14 protein-coding genes, 2 tRNA genes, 2 rRNA genes and 1 pseudogene are annotated in these 19096 nt (G+C 60.3%); 16 read left to right on the top strand and 3 right to left on the bottom strand.

The window, feature by feature from the left end; translation table 11 throughout:
• From MAMT_RS03315 to MAMT_RS03290, 6 genes are all read left to right on the top strand, one after another.
• On the top strand, positions 1–320 hold a 320-nt coding region (locus MAMT_RS03315; protein WP_246186500.1), incomplete at its 5' end, for a YSC84-related protein.
• Positions 321–420: 100 nt separating this feature from the next.
• Positions 421–1773, top strand: coding sequence for a TolC family protein (locus MAMT_RS03310; RefSeq protein ID WP_142659602.1), 1353 nt, complete (start codon positions 421–423; stop codon positions 1771–1773).
• An 11-nt stretch (positions 1774–1784) separates the two neighbouring features.
• Positions 1785–2699 (top strand): efflux RND transporter periplasmic adaptor subunit, encoded by a 915-nt coding sequence (locus MAMT_RS03305; protein WP_142659601.1) that lies wholly within the window; start codon positions 1785–1787, stop codon positions 2697–2699.
• A 9-nt stretch (positions 2700–2708) separates the two neighbouring features.
• The gene (locus MAMT_RS03300; RefSeq protein WP_142659600.1) at positions 2709–4454 is read left to right on the top strand and encodes an ATP-binding cassette domain-containing protein; all 1746 of its coding nucleotides are present in this window, start codon (positions 2709–2711) and stop codon (positions 4452–4454) included.
• Positions 4451–5572: an ABC transporter permease gene (locus tag MAMT_RS03295; RefSeq protein ID WP_142659599.1), complete on the top strand. Its 1122-nt coding sequence runs from the start codon at positions 4451–4453 to the stop codon at positions 5570–5572. Before MAMT_RS03300 ends, MAMT_RS03295 begins: the two co-directional genes overlap by 4 nt.
• A gap of 13 nt (positions 5573–5585) precedes the next feature.
• A complete protein-coding gene (locus MAMT_RS03290) occupies positions 5586–6695 on the top strand; it encodes an ABC transporter permease (RefSeq protein ID WP_142659598.1) in 1110 nt (369 codons plus the stop codon).
• A gap of 38 nt (positions 6696–6733) precedes the next feature.
• On the opposite strand, the gene MAMT_RS03285 is transcribed toward MAMT_RS03290, so the two are convergent.
• Both MAMT_RS03285 and MAMT_RS03280 read right to left on the bottom strand, forming a co-directional pair.
• Positions 6734–7396, bottom strand: a complete 663-nt coding sequence (locus tag MAMT_RS03285; protein WP_142659597.1) for a MotA/TolQ/ExbB proton channel family protein — start codon at positions 7394–7396, stop codon at positions 6734–6736.
• Between the two features lie 241 nt (positions 7397–7637).
• Positions 7638–8858 carry an energy transducer TonB gene (locus MAMT_RS03280; protein WP_246186499.1) on the bottom strand — a complete coding sequence of 407 codons (1221 nt, stop codon included), beginning with the start codon at positions 8856–8858 and terminating at the stop codon, positions 7638–7640.
• 256 nt (positions 8859–9114) lie between these two features.
• Between MAMT_RS03280 and MAMT_RS03275 the strand changes: the two genes are divergently transcribed.
• From MAMT_RS03275 to nadB, 6 genes and pseudogenes are all read left to right on the top strand, one after another.
• The gene (locus MAMT_RS03275) at positions 9115–10194 is read left to right on the top strand and encodes a polyprenyl synthetase family protein (protein ID WP_142659595.1); all 1080 of its coding nucleotides are present in this window, start codon (positions 9115–9117) and stop codon (positions 10192–10194) included.
• 34 nt (positions 10195–10228) lie between these two features.
• Positions 10229–10354, top strand: a pseudogene (gene rpmH, locus MAMT_RS03270) (50S ribosomal protein L34); the annotation flags it as partial.
• A gap of 25 nt (positions 10355–10379) precedes the next feature.
• Entirely contained in the window at positions 10380–10754 is a 375-nt protein-coding gene (gene rnpA, locus MAMT_RS11865) for a ribonuclease P protein component (protein ID WP_142659594.1), read from the top strand.
• The gene (gene yidD / locus MAMT_RS03260) at positions 10664–11053 is read left to right on the top strand and encodes a membrane protein insertion efficiency factor YidD (RefSeq protein ID WP_369334541.1); all 390 of its coding nucleotides are present in this window, start codon (positions 10664–10666) and stop codon (positions 11051–11053) included. Before rnpA ends, yidD begins: the two co-directional genes overlap by 91 nt.
• 107 nt (positions 11054–11160) lie before the next feature.
• Positions 11161–12900 (top strand): membrane protein insertase YidC, encoded by a 1740-nt coding sequence (yidC, locus tag MAMT_RS03255; RefSeq protein ID WP_142659592.1) that lies wholly within the window; start codon positions 11161–11163, stop codon positions 12898–12900.
• Positions 12901–12925: 25 nt separating this feature from the next.
• The gene (gene nadB, locus MAMT_RS03250) at positions 12926–14542 is read left to right on the top strand and encodes an L-aspartate oxidase (protein WP_142659591.1); all 1617 of its coding nucleotides are present in this window, start codon (positions 12926–12928) and stop codon (positions 14540–14542) included.
• A gap of 42 nt (positions 14543–14584) precedes the next feature.
• Here the strand turns inward: nadB and MAMT_RS03245 are convergent, their stop codons facing one another.
• Complete coding sequence (locus tag MAMT_RS03245; RefSeq protein WP_142659590.1) at positions 14585–16369, bottom strand: ArnT family glycosyltransferase; 1785 nt, start codon at positions 16367–16369, stop codon at positions 14585–14587.
• A 347-nt stretch (positions 16370–16716) separates the two neighbouring features.
• Between MAMT_RS03245 and MAMT_RS03240 the strand changes: the two genes are divergently transcribed.
• From MAMT_RS03240 to MAMT_RS11525, 4 genes are all read left to right on the top strand, one after another.
• Positions 16717–18247, top strand: a 16S ribosomal RNA gene (locus MAMT_RS03240).
• A 199-nt stretch (positions 18248–18446) separates the two neighbouring features.
• Positions 18447–18519: transfer RNA gene (locus MAMT_RS03235), tRNA-Ala, on the top strand.
• A 32-nt stretch (positions 18520–18551) separates the two neighbouring features.
• Positions 18552–18625, top strand: a tRNA-Ile gene (locus tag MAMT_RS03230).
• 182 nt (positions 18626–18807) lie between these two features.
• Positions 18808–19096: ribosomal RNA gene (locus tag MAMT_RS11525) — 23S ribosomal RNA — on the top strand; the annotation flags it as partial.

The following is a 19096-nucleotide window of genomic DNA, read 5'->3' as shown; positions in this document are numbered from 1 at the left end:
CAGTGGGCCGCACCGCCGAGGGGTCGCTGACCCCTTTTGCGGCGGTCTATACCTATAGTCGCAGCCAGGGGATCTTCGGAGGACTTTCGCTCGAGGGGACGGTGATCGCCGAGGCTCCGGAAACCAATCGGGAATACTATGGGCGGGAGGTCAACCCGGAGGACATTCTGGCGGGAAAGATTCGGCCCCCGGCAGGGGCAAAGATCCTCGCCCAAGCCCTCGAGAAGCCCTACAACAGCGGCGATTCCTCCCAGAAGCCGGCGACGGAGAGCCAGGCACCACGCACCGGCCAGCCCGACGATTCCTTGCCGCGGGATTAGGAGTTGCGGAAGTGTCTCTTCCACAGGCAAGATGCTGGCGCAAGTCGGACATTCGATTTAAGGGAAAGGAGTGCTCCGGCGGAACCGAAGAAGAGCAAAGATGTTGAAGGGACGATTCGGTGCGGGAGCTTGGCGCATCGCCGTGAACTTCCTGCGGTGCTTCGGCGCGCTGGCGCTGGTCGGTCTGTTCGGCCTTTGGTCTTGCCGCGCCGAGGATCTACTCGAGGTTTTTGCGCAGGCGGCGAGAAAGGATCCGATCCTGGCCCGGGAGAAAGACCTCTTTAACGCGAGTTCGGCGGGCGTTTCGGTGGCCCGCTGGGCGCTCGGACCGAAGATGCAGGCCTACGGCGGAGCGGGGGTTGCAAGCCTCAACCTGTCTTTCGGGAACGTCTTCAGCCTGGCGACCGGCACCACCGCCGAATACTACACGGTGCTCCTGACGCAGCCTCTTCTCGACGGGCAGAGCATTGCGGCGTTGCGGGTTGCGAAGTCGGAAGTGCAGGCCCAGCATGCGATGGTCCTTTATCAGGAACAACAGATGATCCTCCGCGTCGTCCAGGGCTACCTGACCGTGCTTCAGGCCGAAGCCAACCGGCGGGTAGCCGCCGAGCAGCAGGAGCTCTTCGAGAGCGTCTGGAAGCAGGCGAGCGCCTTTCTCGCCGTCGGTCGGGGCGACGTCATCGCTGCCTCGGAAGCGAAGGCTCGCTTCGATGCAGCGCAATCGACCTTGACGACGGCCACCAATGCGGTCGGGATCGCCCGAAAGGCTTTGGAACGGATCACGCATGGCCCGGTCGGAAAGCTCGTGGATGTCGGGGAGCTCAAGCCGCTGGGGCCGCAACCGGATCGGATCGAGATCTGGACGAGAACCGCGGTCGACAATCAGCCGCTTCTCCATCAAGCCCGCTCCCTTCTGACGGCGGCGGTCCAGCAGATCGAGCAGAACCGGCGCGCCCAGTGGCCCGTGCTCTCCGTAGTAGGATCTTCGGCGGCGCTCGGGGTGAATGCGGTGCCGCTCGACATCCAGACCGAAGCGGGCTTCCTCACGCTTTCGGTTCCCCTCTTCGACGGGCAGATCGGCGCTCGGGTCAAGCAGGCGAAGGCCCAGGCGCGGGCGAGTCAACGCTATCTCGATAATACCGTCGATCAGGTTAAGCTCGACACGGAAGAGGCCTTTTTGAACTTGGAAAGCAGCGTTCCGCAGCTCCAGAGTTCAGCAACTGCCGTGGAGTCGGCGAAAACGAGCTTGGACGGCACGCGAAAGGGCTACGAGATCGGAACCCGTTCGATCGTGGATCTGCTGACCGTGATTACCGATTATGGCAGCGCGCGGAGGGACTACTACGTAGCCCTCTACAACCATCTTCTCAATCGAGTGCAATTGAAGGGAGCGGCGGGCGTGCTGACGGTGGAGGACGTCCGGGCCTTGAACGAACTGCTTAAGAAGGGATAGAGGGAAAGGCGATGGCGAACAATCCCGTTGCACAAGATCCGCGACCCACGAATCGAAAGCGGGTCGTTGGGCTGATTCTGATCGGGATCGTCTTTCTGGGGGCCGTCGTCGGCATCTTGCTCTGGCTCCGCGCAAAGGCCGAATCCAAGGAGTGGCTGACCTTTTACGGGAATGTCGACATTCGCGAGATCCAACTGGCTTTTTACGACGAGGGCCGCATCGAGCGGATGTTGGTGCAGGAGGGCGATCGGATTCGGAAAGGGCAGATCCTCGCGGAGCTCGATATCTCAAGGCTGGACGACGCGGTGCGAAAGGCGGAGGCGACCGTCCGCGTGGATCAGGCTGCGCTCGAAAATGCCGATATCACTTATCGGCGGACGGAAGCCCTGGCAAAGGATCTCTATGTTTCCCTTCAGGATCGAGATAATGCGGTTGCCGTGTTGAAGGAGGCGCGGGATCGGCTCAAAGCCGACGAAGCGGCGCTCGTCCTGGCCCGAAGGCAGCTCCACGACGGGAAGCTCGTGGCGCCGAAGGAGGGCGTCATCGAGGTGCGCATCCTGGAGCCCGGGGACATGGTGACCCCTCAGGCTCCCGTGTTTACCGTCGCGCTCGACAATCCGGTCTGGGCGCGCATTTACGTCCCGGAGCCCGACCTCGGCAAGATCTTCCCTGGGATGAGAGCCGAGATTTATACCGACAGCTATCCAGGGCAGGCGTTTCCCGGATGGATCGGGTATATTTCGCCTACGGCGGAATTTACGCCCAAGAACGTCGAAACTCCACAGCTACGGACTAGGCTCGTCTACGAGGTGCGCGTCTACGCCTGCAATCCCAACTACCGTCTCCGATTGGGGATGCCGGCGACGGTCAAGATTCGGAGAAACCAGCCCTATCCGCCGCCGCCGCCTCCGTGCTCCGTCGAGTAAGGAGGGGAGATGAGCGGCGCGCCCTGCATATCCCTGGAGGGAATTTCCAAGTGCTTTGGAAAGGGGGAGAAGACTGTCCGTGCTCTTGACGGGGTATCGATCGAGATTGCTCCGGGCCTGATCACGGGGTTGGTCGGGCCGGACGGAGCCGGGAAGACGACGCTTTTGCGCATCATCACGGGTCTCCTGAGGCCCGACGAAGGGCGGGTTGCCGTCCTGGGGTTTGATGCGACGAGGCAGCCGCAGGAGCTTGCCGCATCGCTCGGGTACATGCCGCAACGCTTCGGCCTCTATGAAGACCTGACGGTTGCCGAAAATCTCGACCTGTATGCCGATCTGCAAGGAGCGCCGAAAGGAGAGCGGGCGGCGCGTTTTTCGGAGCTTTTGCACATGGCGGGCCTGGCTTCCTTCCGCGAGCGGCTCTCCGGCAATCTTTCCGGAGGCATGAAGCAGAAGCTGGGGCTCGTCTGCACGCTCGTGGGCAGCCCCAGGCTCCTGCTTTTGGATGAGCCGACGGTAGGAGTCGATCCCCTCTCGCGGCGGGAGCTTTGGGCCATTCTCTTCCGGCTGCGGGACGAGAAGGGCCTCTCGATCTTCGTGAGCACCTCTTATCTGGAAGAAGCCGAACGCTGCCAGCAGGTGGTGCTCTTGTCCAAGGGGAGGCTCTTAAGCGTGGGCGTCCCTGCGGAGATTGCCGCCCAGGCCGCGGGAAGAACATTCCGTGTCGAGTCGAACGAGCTTGGGCCGCGGGCTCTCCATTCCCGGCTCGCCCGGATGCCCGGCGTCTTGAGCTCCTCGATCGAGGGGACGGCCGTCCGGGTCCTCGTGGCCGGCGGTTCGCTGAGTGGACGATTGGAGGAAGGGGGACTAGGGGGCTGCCGGGCGGAGCCGGTGGCGCCTCGGTTTTCGGATGCTTTCCTGGCCGCCCTGGGTGAGAAGGAAGAAAGCCAGGGGAACTCAAGGGTGCCTGGGACTGCGTTGGCGGAGCATCCCCGCAGGAGCGGGGAAGACGTGATCGTCGTCCGCGATCTTTCCCGCTTCTTCGGAAAGTTTGAGGCGGTGAAGAAGATCAGCTTTCATGTGCGGGCCGGTGAGGTCTTCAGCCTGCTCGGACCCAACGGCGCCGGAAAATCGACGACCTTTCGGATGCTCTGCGGGCTTCTTCCTCCCTCCTCCGGCTTAGCCCGGGTCGCCGGGGTCGACCTCCGGACCGGAGCGGCCTCGGCACGGGCCCGCATCGGCTATGTGGCGCAAAAGTTCTCGCTCTACGCATCGCTGACGGTCCGGCAGAACATGCAATTTTTTGCGAGGGCTTACGGTCTGCCGCCGAAAAAGCAAGCGGAACGCATCGGCTGGGCGGAAGAGGAGTTCGGGCTTGCTCCTTACCGCGGTGCGGACGCGGAGGCGCTGCCGCTGGGTTTCAAGCAGAGGCTGGCTCTCGCCTGCGCCCTGTTGCACGAGCCGGACGTGCTTTTCCTGGACGAGCCGACGTCGGGAATGGACCCGTTCGCTCGTGAGGAGCTCTGGCTTCGGATCGGGGAGATGGCCCAACAGGGCGTGACCGTCCTGGTGACGACACATCATCTGGAAGAAGCCGAGTTTTGCGATCGGCTGATTATTATCGCCGAAGGGCGCATCCTCGCCGAAGGAAGCCCGGACGAGATCAAAGCGCCGTTTCGGACGGCGCAAACACCGGAACCTTCGATGGAAGAGGCTTTTGTCCGGCTGATTGAACGGAGCAGGGGAGAAGGATGAGCTTCGCGCCGATGCGGTTGGGCGCGCTCTGGCGGAAGGAGTGGATCCAGATTTGGCGCGATCCGGCCAGCATCGGAATCGGAGTCGTTCTTCCCGCCCTCCTGCTCCTGATCTTCGGCTACGGGATCTCTCTGGACGCGCTGCGCCTTCCCATCGGAGTCGTCGTCGAAAAGCCGAACCCGCTCACGGCAAGCTTCGTGGCGGGCCTGGAACAGTCGCGCTACTTCGCTCCCCATCCGTATGGCAGCATCGGAGTTGCCGAAGAGGCGATGAGCCGGACGAAGGTGGAGGCCATTCTCTGGCTCTGGGGCGATTTCACCAGACGCGGACTGCGCGAGGGAAACGCACCGCTTTCTCTGATCGTCAATGGAGTCGATGCGAACACGGCGCGGCTCATGGAAGGATATTTCCAAGGAGTCTGGGGTCAATGGCTGGACTGGGAGGCGAAGACCTCGGGAGAGCCGATTCTCACGCCCGTCGATGTCGAGAGCCGCATCTGGTTCAACCCCGCCCTCGAAAGCCGCCACTATCTGGCTCCCGGCGTGATCGTGATCAATATGACCTTGGTCGGGGCTCTGTTGACCGCGCTCGTGATCGCGCGGGAGTGGGAACGGGGGACCATGGAAGCCCTCCTCTCGACTCCCGTTTCGGTCTCCGAGATCCTCTGGAGCAAGATCGGCCCTTACTTTGTTCTCGGCATGGGGGGAATGGCGGTCTCCGTGGGGATGGCGGTCGGTCTTTTCGGCGCGCCGCTTGTCGGCTCTCTCTGGGTGCTTTTCCTGGCCGCGGCGCTCTTCCTGCTTTCTTCGCTGGGGATGGGCCTTGTGATCTCCACCGCGTTTCGAAGCACGTTCTTGGCAAGCATGGTCGCGGTCGTCGCGACCTTTCTGCCCGCCTTCATCCTCTCGGGTTTTATTTTTGACATCGGCTCGATGCCTGGACCGATCCGCCTGTTCACCTATCTCCTTGCCGCCCGGTATTTCGTGGCCCTGCTCCAGACGATCTTTCTGGCCGGGAATGTCTGGAGCGTGATCCTGCCGAATCTGGCGGCGCTCTTCCTGATGGCCGCTCTCTTTCTCGGGATCGCCTGGAGGATGTCCCGGCGCAGCCTGGAATGAACAAGGAGAAACCATGCGGCATCGTATCTTCGGCCTGATCCTCAAGGAGCTCTTAGCGCTCTTCCGCGATAAGCGGAGCCGGTTTGTCGTGATTGGTCCGCCGCTGATCCAGCTGATTATTTTCGGCTACGCGGCCACCTTCGATGTCAACCGCATCCCGTACGCCAGTTACGACGAGGAGAACAGCGGTGTCTCGCGCGATCTGCTCGCCCGCTTCGAGGGCTCCCGAGTCTTTCGCCACTGGGGGCGGATTCATTCCGACGATGAGCTTGCGAAGGTGATCGACCGGAAGGAGGTCCTCCTCGTGATCCATATCGGGCGCAACTTCAGTCGAGATCTCTTCGCCTCTCCTCCTGCGCGGATGCAGGCGATCGTCGACGGGAGAAACTCGAATACGGCCGGCATCCTGCTCGGCTACGTCGGCCAGATCGTCGTCGATTTCAACGCGAGCTGGCTTCCACTGCATGGAATCAAGCCGCCTCCGGCGGTTCTGCAGCCGCGCGCCTGGTTCAATCCGAACTTGGAGTCCCGCTGGTTTATCGTGCCCGGGCTGCTGGCAACGCTGACGCTGGTGGTATCGATCATGACCGTCGGCCTGTCGGTCGCCAGAGAACGCGAAGCGGGCACGCTCGACCAGCTCCTGGTGACCCCGATGACCCCGTCGGAAATCGTCTTGGGCAAGGTGATCCCTGGATTCCTGGTAGCCATGGGCGAGGTCACCTTGATCTTTCTGGCCGCGGTCTTCTGGTTTCGCATCCCGTTCGTCGGCAACTTGCTTGCGCTCTACGTGGGGCTTGCCTTCTATAGCCTGGCGACGATTGGGATCGGGCTGACCATCTCTTCGGTCTCGGCGACCCAGCAGCAGGCGCTTCTGGGCAGCTTTTTCTTTCTGAGCCCCGCCATCGTGCTCTCCGGTTTTTCCACGCCCATCCGGAATATGCCGGAGCTGGTGCAGTGGCTGACGCTTCTTAATCCCCTGCGTTTCGCATTGGTTGTGACGCGGCGGGTCTTCCTCGAGGGGGCGGGTTTTGCCGAGGTTTGGCCGCAATTCATCCCCATGGCGCTGATCGCTGCAGGGAGCTTGCTCGGGGCTTGGTGGGTCTTTCGACGACGGGTGGGATAGAAACCGATCGAACGGCTGAATGAATATTAAAATAAATATTAATATTCGGGAGCCGGCGCTTCGGTGTAGATCTTGGCGAGGAGATCGGAGCAGAGATTCTCGAGTTCGACGCCGAAGGCTTCCACCCGGCGAGAATAGATGCTGTGCGCAACCAAGCAGGGGACCGCGATCCCCAGGCCGGCCAGTGTCGTGTGAAGAGCTTCCGAGATCCCGTGGGCGATCGCCGCTCCCTGCGTAGCCATCCCATGAGCGCCCACGTTGCCGAAGATCGTGATCAGACCCGTGAGCGTCCCTAAGAGGCCGAGCAGAGGGCCGATGCCGGTGATGATTTCCAGGATGACGAGGCCCCTTTCGAGTTGGGCGATCTCCGCGCGCGCTTTCACCTGGAGAGCTTCGGTGTTCTCGAACTTCGACCAGGTAATGTTTTGGAGACAGGAGCGCGCCAGTCGGCTGAGCACCGTTTTCTGATTCTGACAAAGCTTTTCCACGCGTTCGGGGCTTTCGCCCCAGCCAAGATTCTGGATGGCGAGGGCGAGCGGGGAGGGGATGATCCGGCGGCGGCGAAGCGCAAAGCCCCGCTCCAGGATGACCGCCAAACCGATGATGGAACAGAGGACGACGGGGTAGATGAAGATGCCGGCCGCATCGATGAAACGACTGGCGGAACCGAAGACGTCGGAAAGGTTCGCTTGGCTAAGCATCCTCTGACCTCGTGTTGTCGTATGGATTTTGCGCGGGCCTCATGAAGTAGACGGATTCGGCTGTAAAAGAAAGAAGGCGCCTCACGGGCATCGGGCCGCTACACTAGTCGCAAGACTCCATTATCACGATTGGCGCTCGGATGCTAGTCGAAAATCGTGGGCTCCGGCCGGAGGGAGCGAGCCCGGAAGGCCGCCGGGTCTATTTCGCAAGCCGCAGGAGGACGCTTGTGAGACAGGCAGGCTAATAGATGCTAAAGGTGATCTCTTCCCAGAACCCTGATCCCAGTTGGGTTTTCATCCCTTCGGAGAACGGCTGGAAGGGCGCGGAAAGCCGGACGGAGTCGTTGGAAATGGTTCGCAGCACCTCGGTGCGTCCATCCTCGGAGACGATTTGCAGGTTCCGGATGGTTCCATCCGATTGGACGTAGAAGCGAACCTGGACAGAGCCAAGAGCGAGAAGAGCCATGTTCTGCTCGACCTCAAGATACCAGCGAGAGCCGATGGCGCGGTACATCCGGGCCTTGTAGCGGCCCAACTCCGTTTCCCGGGTGGCGGGGGAAGCGGGTCCGATCTCCGCGGTGCGTCCGCCGGCGAGCTGCATTCTGTGCCTTGGCAGTGACGCCGGGGAAGGGGGCGGAGCGGGAGGAGGAGTGGCTTCGGGCTCGAGTTTCTGTTCCGGCCGCTGCTGACTCTCTTCAGTCGGATCTTCCGGCCGCGGCCGCTTGGCTTCCGGTTGCGAGGTTTCCTCGGCCAGCTTCTCTCCTTGCTTATGGCTTGCGGCATCCTCCGGTTTTTTCGGCTTTTCAGGAGAAAAGGGAAGCAGCGGCTTGGCATTCGGGAGATCTCTCGGAAAAACATCGGGACGCCGAGGATCGGCGACTTTCGGGGCTTCGGCTTCCTCTTTGACGACTTTTTTCTCTTCCTGCTTCGGTTTCTCCGTTGGCTTTTCGGTGGCCTTCTCCGGCTTTTCCGCCGATTTTTTTTGAACCGGCGTAGATTTGGATGGCGAAGCTTGCGCAGAGGGTTGGCTTTGCGGCTGGGGACGGGACGGCTGCGAGGGGCCGGAAGGCCGCGGCGGGGAGGGACGGCTCGCCGGTTGATCCTGATAGGTCATGGAGGAGCGAGGATGTCCCTGCATCTGAGGGACGGGCGAATCCTTTTGCGCGTCGCGTCGCTCGCTCCGCAGAGCCGTGTTGCGGTCCGACTGTAAGGGGGTTCGCGGGTCGATCTTGTCGCTCTTTTGCCACTCTTCGGTGGGCATGAACGTGTCAGGGGAAACCATTTGGAGCATGGTCAGGCTGGGCGGTGGAGGGCTGGGCGGCGGAGCAGACGGAAAGAGATGGATACTGATTCCCGAGGTGAAAAGGAAGGTGAGGAGAAGGTGCAGAAGAAGCGAAACAATCAAGAACCCGCCGATTCGAGATCGCACTTTTGTCTGCATCGCAGCCAGAAAGTATAGCACCCGGGATTCCCCTTGCCTATGACAAGAGGGCTTTCTCGGCGTTTTTGCGCACTGTCGCGGTCTGGTCGCCCGTGGGGGGCAGACGGCAAGGAACAGTTTTGAAGAGAAGGGGATTCGGCAGGAAGGTTTCGATCGGAGGCCCATTTGGAATCAAGAAGCTGCTCCTCCTGGTTTGACAGAAGAAAAAGCGGATGCGTAAGGTGTTCGGCGCTTTTCAAATGCAAAGAAGGATCCCCTGTGGGGCACGGAGACAGTTTTGAAGCTGAGTGACCAGAAGTGGCAAGAGCATGTGGTGGATCGTCTGGGCGTCGTTGCTGCGTTTCAGGAGACGCTGGATCAGATCGATCGGGAGGTGCTGCGGCAGGCGGACGAGCTGGACCCCTGGATTCGCCCTCATTTTCACGCGCTTTTGGCCAGCCGGGGGAAGCGTCTGCGGCCTCTCTTGGTTGTCCTTGCCGCAAGTGCCAGCGGCGGGGTCCGGGCCGATCACATCCAGTTGGCTGTCGTTGTGGAGATGATTCATGTGGCGACGCTGGTGCACGACGACATTCTGGATGGAGCTCTGATCCGGCGAGGAGAGCCGACAGCGACTTCGCGGTGGGGGAACGAGGTGTCCGTCTTGTTGGGAGACACGTTATTTGCGCATGCGCTTCGGATTTGTGCAAAGCTGCCGGAAGGTGCCGTGGAGCGAGTGGCGTCTGCCGTCTGCACGGTCTGCGCCGGAGAGATTTTGCAGACGCAGCGTCGGTTTGATTGGGATCTTCGCGAGGAAGATTACTTAGAAATTATCGGGCGAAAAACTGGAGAACTCTTCCGGATGCCTTGCGAGGTGAGCGCTTGGCTCAACGGCGGGTCGGATGACGTATGCCGTTCCTTGGGTCGTTATGGCATGGCTTTGGGAATCGCCTATCAGATCTATGACGACTGTTTGGATCTCCTAGGGAAGGAAGAGGTCACGGGCAAAACCCTGGGGACGGATTGGGGAGGGGGAAAACCGACTCTACCGATTCTCTATCTTCTCGATTCGAAAGATGGGACGCGTCGAAACGAGTTGATCGAGGCGTTCCATCGAGGACATTTTACCAGCAGGGATGATCTCTTGCCCCTGCTCGCCGAAAATGGAGTTTTGCCGAAGACGCAGAGGAAAGTGGAGGGCATCCTCAGGAGCGCGAGGAATGAGTTGGCCGTGCTCTCACCCGGCGATTCCAAGCGAGCGCTCGAAGAGGTAGCAGATCTCCTTGGTAGTCAGGCGAGCCGTCTGGTAGAAGGAATGCTGGCGGGGCATGGTCATCCGGCAACCGGCTCGGCAGCGGGAGGGGACGGAGTAAAGGAGTGAGGAGAAGAGTGAGAAGAAAAGTGAGGAAGAACGAATGAAACGAACTTACCAACCTTCGAAGCGGTGCCGAGTACGGCAGCATGGGTTCCTGGAGCGAACCCGCTCCCGTACCGGGCGGATCGTCCTCCGGCGTCGCCGGGCAAAAGGCCGATACCGACTCGTTCCCAAGGGCGTAGAGCGCAAATTTGCCCGTCATACCGGCGCTTAGTCGGTCGCCGGCCGAGCTTCCTGCGACGAAGACGATACGAAAGAGGCGCGCAATTGGGCTTTTCTTTGCATCGGGAAGACGTCTGAACGATGCTGCTCTGCTCTTGCTCGTCCTGCCTCGGGATCCGGGACTCTCGGGAGAGGTGTTCTTCGCCACGCCACGAAAGATTGGCAACGCCGTTGTCCGTAATCGCGTTCGGCGCCGCATGCGCGAGGTGTTTCGCCTATGGGTCCATCGTCCCGAAGACCCTTGGGTGTATGGGTGGGTTGCGAAACGCTCGGCGGCTTCGCTCGACTTCTGGCGGCTGAAAGAGAAAATGGTAAAATTGGCGGCCCAGGCTCGGGGAAAGTGAAGCGAAGCATTCATTGGATTCTGGCGATCTATCGCGTGGTGCTGACCCCGGTGCGCCAAACCTTCGGATTGTACGGATGTTGTCGGCACGTGCCGACTTGTTCCGAATATTGCCGTCAGGCCGTAGAGTCATTCGGATACTGGCGGGGACTTCCGCTCTGTTTGCGACGCCTCTTGCGGTGTCATCCGTGGGGGACCTCGGGGTGGGATCCCGTGCCGGGATGCGGTCGGCCTTCTCCGCAAGACAAGGGTAGGCGCGGCGGAACAGGGGATTCCGCGATTACTAGACGTTGCGGATGAGTGTATTGCGGTAGGTCCAGAGGCCGGTTCAGTCTGGTGCAGCAAGGGAGCGGGGGAAGGCGCAAAGCGACCAAGGGACAAAAAGCGGTAGATCGGGAAAGGATACGATGGATCGAAAGGGATGGATTGGGCTGATCTTTTGCGTGGTCGGTCTCTTTGCGTGGCAGTGGTACGTGCTCACACACTACGGTCCGCGCCAAGCGCCGAAAGCGGCGCAAACGACCAGTCCCGTGGAGGGGCTCAAGCTTCCGACCACCGTGTCGGAAGGGGGGGCGGGCGCAGGCACGAGCGAGATTGAGTCCGGGAAGCCGCTTCCGAGCCCGGGGACTCTCCCTCCGGAGGAGACGGCCGTTCTCGAAAATGCGCAGATCAAAGTCATTTTTACCTCTTGGGGAGGGGCCATTCGCTCGATCGAACTCAAGAATCAGCGCGCACACGGAGATGAGCCGCTCGTCCTCAACCGGTTTAGCCGGGAGCCGGTCTTGAATTTGACGGGATGGGAGGAAGGGACGGCTCTGGCGGCCTATCGTTGTAGCCAGGAAGGAAAGGACGTCGTTTTTGTCCGCACCCTGGCCAATGGCGTGGAACTGCGTCGTCGGTATCAGCTCAACACCGGGTACGAGGTCCGGCTTAACCAACAGTGGGTCAATCCGGCGCCTCGGGAGGTCACCCTCCCGCGGTGGAGACTTTTCGTCGGACTGGGGGAGCCGATCCACCGGCAGGATCCTCCGGGCTCCATTGCGGCGAACTGGTTCTCTCTCCAGGGAAAGCTGGGTCGGATTGGCCTGCCGGATTTTGCCTCTGCCGGACTTCTTGGATTCCAATGGAGAGGAGCCCGCTCGCTGATCGACAGTCCCAAAGAATCGATGCGCTGGGTTGCGGTGAAAAGTCAGTTCTATGCCACGGTGCTCCTCCCCCCGGGAACCCTTCCCCCCGACCGTCTCATCTGCCTGCCCGAGCCCCTGCTTGACTTTCCCGGAGGGGGTAAGGGCCAGCCGCCGTCGGGTTTAAAGGCTTGGGCTTCCTTCCCGGACATCGTGCTTCCTCCCGGTTCCTCGCTCGCAACGACGTACACCGTTTTCGCCGGGCCCAAAGAGTACAGCTTGCTGAAAAGCCTGGGACAAGGAACCGACCGAATCATGGATTACGGGTTCTGGGGCTGGATCGTAAAACCCCTGCTCTGGTGCATGGTTCACTTGCATCAGCTTCTCCCGAACTACGGAGTGGTCATCATTGTCTTTACCCTCGGGATCAAGGCCGTCTTTTGGCCTCTCCAGTCTAAGGCGAACCGCCATATGAAGGAGATGCAGGCGCTCAATCCGCGAATCAAGGAACTGCAGGCGAAGTACAAGGAGCAGCCCGAGAAGGCGCAGGCCGAGCTCATGAAGCTCTACCGCGAGTTCGGAGTGAACCCGATCGGAGGCTGCCTTCCGGTGGCCGTACAGGTTCCGATCTTCATCGGCTTTTACACCATGCTCCAAAGCGCGGTGGAGCTGCGGCATCAATCCTTCTTGTGGATCCACGATCTCACTCGACCGGACACCGTGGCGACTCTGCCGGGCATCGGCCTGGATATCAACCCGCTGCCCCTCATCATGGTGGGCACGCAGATCATTGTTGCACGGATGAGTTCGCCGCAGGCCGAGAACCCGCAGGCTCGCATGATGCAGTGGATGCCCGTCTTCTTCCTCGTCTTCTTCTACAACTTCGCCGCGGCCCTGCCTCTTTACTGGACGGTGAACAACCTCGTTTCCATGGCGCAGACCTATTGGAATCTGCGCAAACCCGTGCCTACGCTGCATCGCGTCAAAAAGCAGAAGGCGTCGGGGCTCTCGCTGCGGAAGTGAGAGAGCAGGGAAAGGAGGGAACCGTATGGAATCCCTGAAGCAATTTGACTTTTTGGTCATCGGGAGCGGACTGGCGGGCCTTTTTTATGCGCTCGAGGTCTCCAAAGCCGGGACCGTGGCGATCTTGACGAAGGGTCGCGCTCAGGAGTCGAACACCCTCCACGCTCAGGGAGGGGTCGCATGCGTCGCCTCCGCGACCGACACTTTCGATCTGCATATCCAAGACACGCTCAATTCGGGGAGCGGGCTTTGCAAGGAAGGGGTCGTCCGCAGAATCGTCGAGGACGGGCCGGAGCGGATTCGCGACCTAGCCCGGTTGGGGGTTCACTTTGCTACTCTGCCGGGGGAGGAGGGAGAGTCGTGGGATTTAGGGAAAGAAGGAGGGCATAGCCGCCGCCGGATCTTTCACGTGGACGATGCCACGGGGAAGGAAATTGAACGGGCTCTCTTGCAGGCCGTTTCCCTGAATCCCCGAATCCAGGTTTTCGAGCACTATCAAGCCGTCGATTTGATCACCCTCGGGAAGCTGGGATACTCCGCCGACAATCGATGCCTTGGCTGTTACGCCCTGGATCGCACTTCCGGCAGAGTGGAAGTGTTCTGTGCCCACCATACCTTGTTGGCGACAGGCGGCTGCGGAAAGGTCTATCTTTACACCTCCAACCCCGATGTGGCGACCGGGGACGGCCTTGCCATGGCCTTTCGAGCCGGAGTGCCGGTTGCCAACATGGAGTTCATTCAGTTTCATCCTACCTGTCTCTACCATCCTCAGGCGAAGAGCTTCCTGATCAGTGAGGCGCTGCGGGGCGAGGGGGCTCTGCTCCTCAATCATGAGGGGAACCGATTTTTATCCAGCGTCGACCCGAGAGCCGAGCTTGCTCCGCGCGATATCGTGGCGCGCGCGATCGATGCCGAAACCAAGCGGAGCGGGCATCCGTGCGTCTATCTCGATATCCGCAGGAAGGGGAAGGAGTTCCTCCAGAAGCGGTTTCCGACGATCTACTCCGCCTGCCTTCGGTACGGTATCGATATGGCAGCGGACCTCATTCCCGTGGTCCCGGCAGCCCATTATCAGTGTGGAGGGGTGGTGACGAACGTGGACGGGCGGACGGAATTGCCGGGTCTCTGGGCCGCAGGTGAAGTCGCGTGTACGGGTTTGCACGGCGCCAATCGGCTGGCGAGCAATTCCCTTTTAGAGGCCGTTGTTGTTGCCTACCGGGCGGCCAAAGCGAGCATCGCGGCAGGGCCGCTTTCACGAAAGGTCCCCATTCCTCCTTGGGACGAAGGATCGGCCGCGGATCCCGATGAGCTCGTGGTCGTGGCGCATAACTGGAGGGAGATTCGCGAACTCATGTGGGATTACGTGGGGATCGTCCGGACGAGGAAACGGCTGCGCCGCGCGGGCGTGCGCCTCCAGAATCTGGCGAGGGAGATTCGCGAGTATTATTGGAGCTATCGTCTCAACGCGGACTTGCTGGATCTCCGGAATCTCGTTCTGGTTGCGTCCTTGGTCGTCGACTCGGCATTGGAGCGCCGGGAGAGCCGTGGGTTGCATTATATCCTGGACTTTCCCCATGTCGATGACTCGCGTCCCCCCGTCGATACGATCCTTCGGTTCTCAGGCTCCCCGCTCGACGCGTGAGCCTCTGCTCGCGCCCGCACTCCGGGCGCGTGCGTGGCGGCCTCATGGCAGCTTTGCCGGACTCTCCATCGGCTGCGGACCAACGCGAACTTCCAGGTCAACCCAGGAAAAGCGGGCCGAATCGAAACCCTCGATGCGGGCCGTCTTGATCCCGACATCGTTCGATCGGGCGGAAGAGAGCGAGGGAGTAGGGAGAACCTGGACGGGCATGCGGCCCGACAAAAGCCACTGGAGCGCGTCCCGCAAAGTTCTCTCCCTCTCGAGGCGGACGCAGAAAAAGGGTGCGGTTGTGCCCGAGAAAGAGCCTGGACTCTTCTCTCCCGACTCCATGCTCCATCGGCGACCGGAGTAGAAGACCAGGCTCGGTTCCGTATAGCCGGAAGCGACGAAGACGGTCTCCCGGGGAAGATCTTTCCATAGGCTGCGGAGGAGGAGCGCCGGTTCCACCATCCGCACACTGGTTCCCAGCACCTGGAAGCTGCTCGCGAGCGCAAGGACCGAAAGTCCTAGACCAATGGGGAGGAAGAAAGGGGAAGGACGAGCCCTAGGCGAAGCTGCGCTTGCGGAAAACAGGGTGGCCTTCGCCACCAGCGCCGTGAGACAGAGCGATAGAAGGATGCCGCCGAGCGCCCCAAGGGCGGGACGAAGGGCTCGATAAGGGGGTTCCCAAGGGCGAACCAAGGTCGCCAAGAGGGCAAAACTTCCGGCAAGGAAGCCCACGCTCCAGAGTGTCCAGAAAATGGCGAGGCTCACTCTTCGAGGCCGAGCCGTGGCCGCTGCTTGGCCCAAGAGAAGAAAGAACGCGGGAAATCCGGGCAAGAGGTAGTGAGGCAGTTGCGTGGCGTAGGGAGTGAAGAGGAGAAAGGGAGCGAAAAACCAGGAGAGAAGAAAGGCGGAGCGGGAAGAGTAGTTCAGCCGGAGTGAGACCAAGATCCAGCCGAGAAAAGCGGACCATGGGAAGAGGCTGAGGAGGGAGGAAACCAAGTAGTAGCCCCAGAAATGGGGTCGGCCATCGAACGCTTCTACGCCGCGACGGAGAACGTGCTCACCCATCCCCTCGGTCCAAAAGGCTCCATGAGTCGAAAGTAGAGCCGGAATCCCCCAGAGGGCAATGATGCCGACCGCGATGGCTGATCCCCGGAGAGCATGCAGCCGCCTCCACGGAACGGGGCTTCTCCAGAGGAGAAAGCGCCAAAGCAGAAGGCTCACGAGCGGAACGGCCCAGGCGACGGGGCCTTTGGCGAGAAAGCCGAGGGCGAGGGCGAGCCAGAGGATCCAAGACCAGGCCGGCCTCGCTCCTTCCAAGAGACGCAGAATCGCCCACTGAGCAAGGACGATCGAGACAACCATCGGCATGTCCGCCACGGCGAGCCGGCCGTGAATGAGAAACTGAAGGGAGGTGGCTCCCGAGAGGGCGGCGACGATTCCGGCTCGGAGGCTGAAAAGGGACCGGCCCATGAGAAAGAGGAAGAGGCAGAGGAGGGCGGTCAGGAGAATCGAAGGCATCCGAGCTCCGATCTCGTTCTCGCCGAAAATGCGGAAGCATAGGCCCATGAGCCAGTAAATCAAAGGAGGCTTGTCGAGCCGATAGGCTCCGTTGAAGAAAGGCACGCTCCACTCTCCCCGCGCTCCCATTTCGCGAGTCGCTTCGGCAAAGCGGGGCTCGTCCCGGTCGATCAGCGGCAGCGCAGCCGATCCAGAGAAGGAGAGCAAGAGAGAAAGCAGCGGTAGCGCGAAAACGAGCAGCCGGGATCCGGCCGCCGGTTCCACTGGCTCCGGGAGCACCGGAGGCCGAGGGTCAGGCGGTGAAACGGAGGATTCGCTCACGAGGGACTATCCCATGGACTCTGATGGGCCTCTTGTCAAATCTTGAAGCCGGCGTCCCGAGAACGAAACCATACGGCCGATTACCCTGGGCGCGCTTTTTTTTGCAAAAAGGCCTTGCCTTCGATGGGCTCTTTTCCGATAGTCAAACTTCTCCGCCGGGAATAAGGCGGCTTCACGCGAGAGAGCGTGGAGGATGATCTTTGAAAATGGTTTCGCCAAAGCGAAACAGAATTGAATTGTGCGGGACGCCCAATTTTGCAGATAGCTTTGTGATGCGATCCACCCTTCGGCGACGAAGGGAGGGAGAGCAATCCCGGCTAGACCGGGAAAGTCAGCATCATCTCTTCATCACGGAGAGTTTGATTCTGGCTCAGAGCGAACGCTGGCGGCGTGGATAAGACATGCAAGTCGCACGGAGCCTGTTTCCTAGCAATAGGAGGCAAGTTTAGTGGCGAACGGGTGAGTAACGCGTGGGAATCTACTCTGAAGTGGGGAATAGCCCGGCGAAAGCCGGGGTAATTCCGCATGTGGTCTAGCCTAGCTAGATCAAAGCGGGGGACCTGAAAAGGCCTCGCGCTTCGGAATGAGCCCGCGTCCTATCAGCTAGTTGGTGGGGTAAAAGCCTACCAAGGCTATGACGGGTAGCTGGTCTAAGAGGATGGCCAGCCACACTGGGACTGAGACACGGCCCAGACACCTACGGGTGGCAGCAGTCGAGAATTTTTCACAATGGGCGAAAGCCTGATGGAGCGACGCCGCGTGGAGGAGGAAGGCCTTCGGGTCGTAAACTCCTGTCACCGCAGAACAAGGTCCATCTGTCGAATAAGCAGGGGGATTTGATAGTATGCGGAGAGGAAGGGACGGCTAACTCTGTGCCAGCAGCCGCGGTAATACAGAGGTCCCGAGCGTTGCTCGGATTTACTGGGCGTAAAGGGTGTGTAGGAGGTCGGGAAAGTCGAATGTGAAATCCCTCTGCCTAACGGAGGAACTGCGTTCGAAACTGTCTGGCTAGAGGTTCGGATGGGGAAGCGGAACTCTCGGTGTAGCAGTGAAATGCGTAGATATCGAGAGGAACACCGGTGGCGAAGGCGGCTTCCTGGACGAAACCTGACTCTGAAACACGAAAGCTAGGGGAGCAAACGGGATTAGATACCCCGGTAGTCCTAGCTGTAAACGGTGTGCGTTAGGTGTTGGCGGATTCGACCCCGCCGGTGCCGAAGCTAACGCATTAAACGCACCGCCTGAGGAGTACGGTCGCAAGGCTAAAACTCAAAGAAATTGACGGGGGCCCGCACAAGCGGTGGAGCATGTGGCTTAATTCGATGCAACGCGAAGAACCTTACCTGGCCTTGACATGCAGCGTTCAGTCCCGGAAACGGGATGGCCCGCAAGGGCGAGCTGCACAGGTGCTGCATGGCTGTCGTCAGCTCGTGTCGTGAGATGTTGGGTTAAGTCCCCCAACGAGCGCAACCCCTGTGTTTAGTTGCCGAAAGGTTCTCTAGACAGACTGCCCTCTTCAAGGGGGAGGAAGGTGGGGACGACGTCAAGTCAGGATGGCCCTTATGGCCAGGGCTGCACACGTGCTACAATGCTCGGTACAAAGGGAAGCAAGACCGCGAGGTGGAGCAAATCCCCAAAACCGAGCCCAGTTCGGATTGAAGGCTGCAACTCGCCTTCATGAAGCCGGAATCGCTAGTAATGGCGCATCAGCTACGGCGCCGTGAATACGTTCCCGGGCCTTGTACACACCGCCCGTCACATCCTGAAAGCTGGGTGCACCCGAAGCCGTTCTTTTGAGCGTCGAAGGTGTGACTAGTAATTGGGATGAAGTCGTAACAAGGTAGCCGTAGGGGAACCTGCGGCTGGATCACCTCCTTTCTAAGGAGTAAGTTCGGGTTGGAGTAGGGCGTAAGTCCTGCAACAATTCCCGGACTAGGTCGACTTGCCTCATCGGGAAACCGAAGAGGGAAGCGAAATTCCGCAAGGAGTTTCACGGGTGTCCCGCACAATTCAATTCTGCTTCGTAAGAAGTCGTTGGCCATTGGTTGGGCGAACAGGTATGTCCTATCCGATTGACGGGGGCATAGCTCAGTTGGTAGAGCGACAGCTTTGCACGCTGTAGGTCAGGGGTTCGAATCCCCTTGCCTCCAGGGAAAGTGAAGACTGTTTTGCACGATTTCGGGGGCCTGTAGCTCAGTTGGTTAGAGCATGCGCTTGATAAGCGCAGGGTCACTGGTTCGAGCCCAGTCAGGCCCAGAAAGTGGGATGGCAGCGAAATGGAGAGCGGGGGTTGTAGCAAGGCCGCCAGTCTCCATTTCATTGCCATCAAGGCGAAGCCGTTCTTTGAAAACTGCAGGCAACAGAAGAGAAGCCATTATAGCTTCTGCCGGAGTCTTAAAGAGGTCTGCGCGTAAGCGTAGATGCTCGGAAGACGGCGACTAAAAGCTACATAGGGCGCATGGTGGATGCCTTGGCGCTGAACGACTACGAAGGACGTGGCTACCTACGATAAGCCTCGGGGAGCGGGAAGCACGCTGTGATCCGAGGGTCTCCGAATGGGGTAACCCGGCGCGAGTAATGTCGCGTCACTTCTGGTTGAATTCATAGGCCAGAAGAGCAAACCCGCCGAAGTGAAACATCTCAGTAAGCGGAGGAAAAGAAAGCGAATGCGATTCCGTAAGTAGTGGCGAGCGAAAGCGGAACAGCCCAAACCGGACGGCTTGCCGT

The sequence above is a fragment of the Methylacidimicrobium tartarophylax genome (assembly GCF_902143375.2).
Classification (GTDB): domain Bacteria; phylum Verrucomicrobiota; class Verrucomicrobiia; order Methylacidiphilales; family Methylacidiphilaceae; genus Methylacidimicrobium; species Methylacidimicrobium tartarophylax.
The sequence above is the reverse complement of the archived record's forward strand: the minus strand, read 5'-3'. Positions and strand labels throughout refer to the sequence as shown.

What these genes read in the sequence shown, in the direction of transcription:
- MAMT_RS03310 (WP_142659602.1), top strand. Translation starts at nt 421, where the DNA reads ATGTTGAAGGGACGATTCGGTGCGGGAGCTTGGCGCATCGCCGTGAAC.
- MAMT_RS03305 (WP_142659601.1), top strand. Translation starts at nt 1,785, where the DNA reads ATGGCGAACAATCCCGTTGCACAAGATCCGCGACCCACGAATCGAAAG.
- MAMT_RS03300 (WP_142659600.1), top strand. Translation starts at nt 2,709, where the DNA reads ATGAGCGGCGCGCCCTGCATATCCCTGGAGGGAATTTCCAAGTGCTTT.
- MAMT_RS03295 (WP_142659599.1), top strand. Translation starts at nt 4,451, where the DNA reads ATGAGCTTCGCGCCGATGCGGTTGGGCGCGCTCTGGCGGAAGGAGTGG.
- MAMT_RS03290 (WP_142659598.1), top strand. Translation starts at nt 5,586, where the DNA reads ATGCGGCATCGTATCTTCGGCCTGATCCTCAAGGAGCTCTTAGCGCTC.
- MAMT_RS03285 (WP_142659597.1), bottom strand. Translation starts at nt 7,396, where the DNA reads ATGCTTAGCCAAGCGAACCTTTCCGACGTCTTCGGTTCCGCCAGTCGT.
- yidC (WP_142659592.1), top strand. Translation starts at nt 11,161, where the DNA reads ATGGATCGAAAGGGATGGATTGGGCTGATCTTTTGCGTGGTCGGTCTC.
- nadB (WP_142659591.1), top strand. Translation starts at nt 12,926, where the DNA reads ATGGAATCCCTGAAGCAATTTGACTTTTTGGTCATCGGGAGCGGACTG.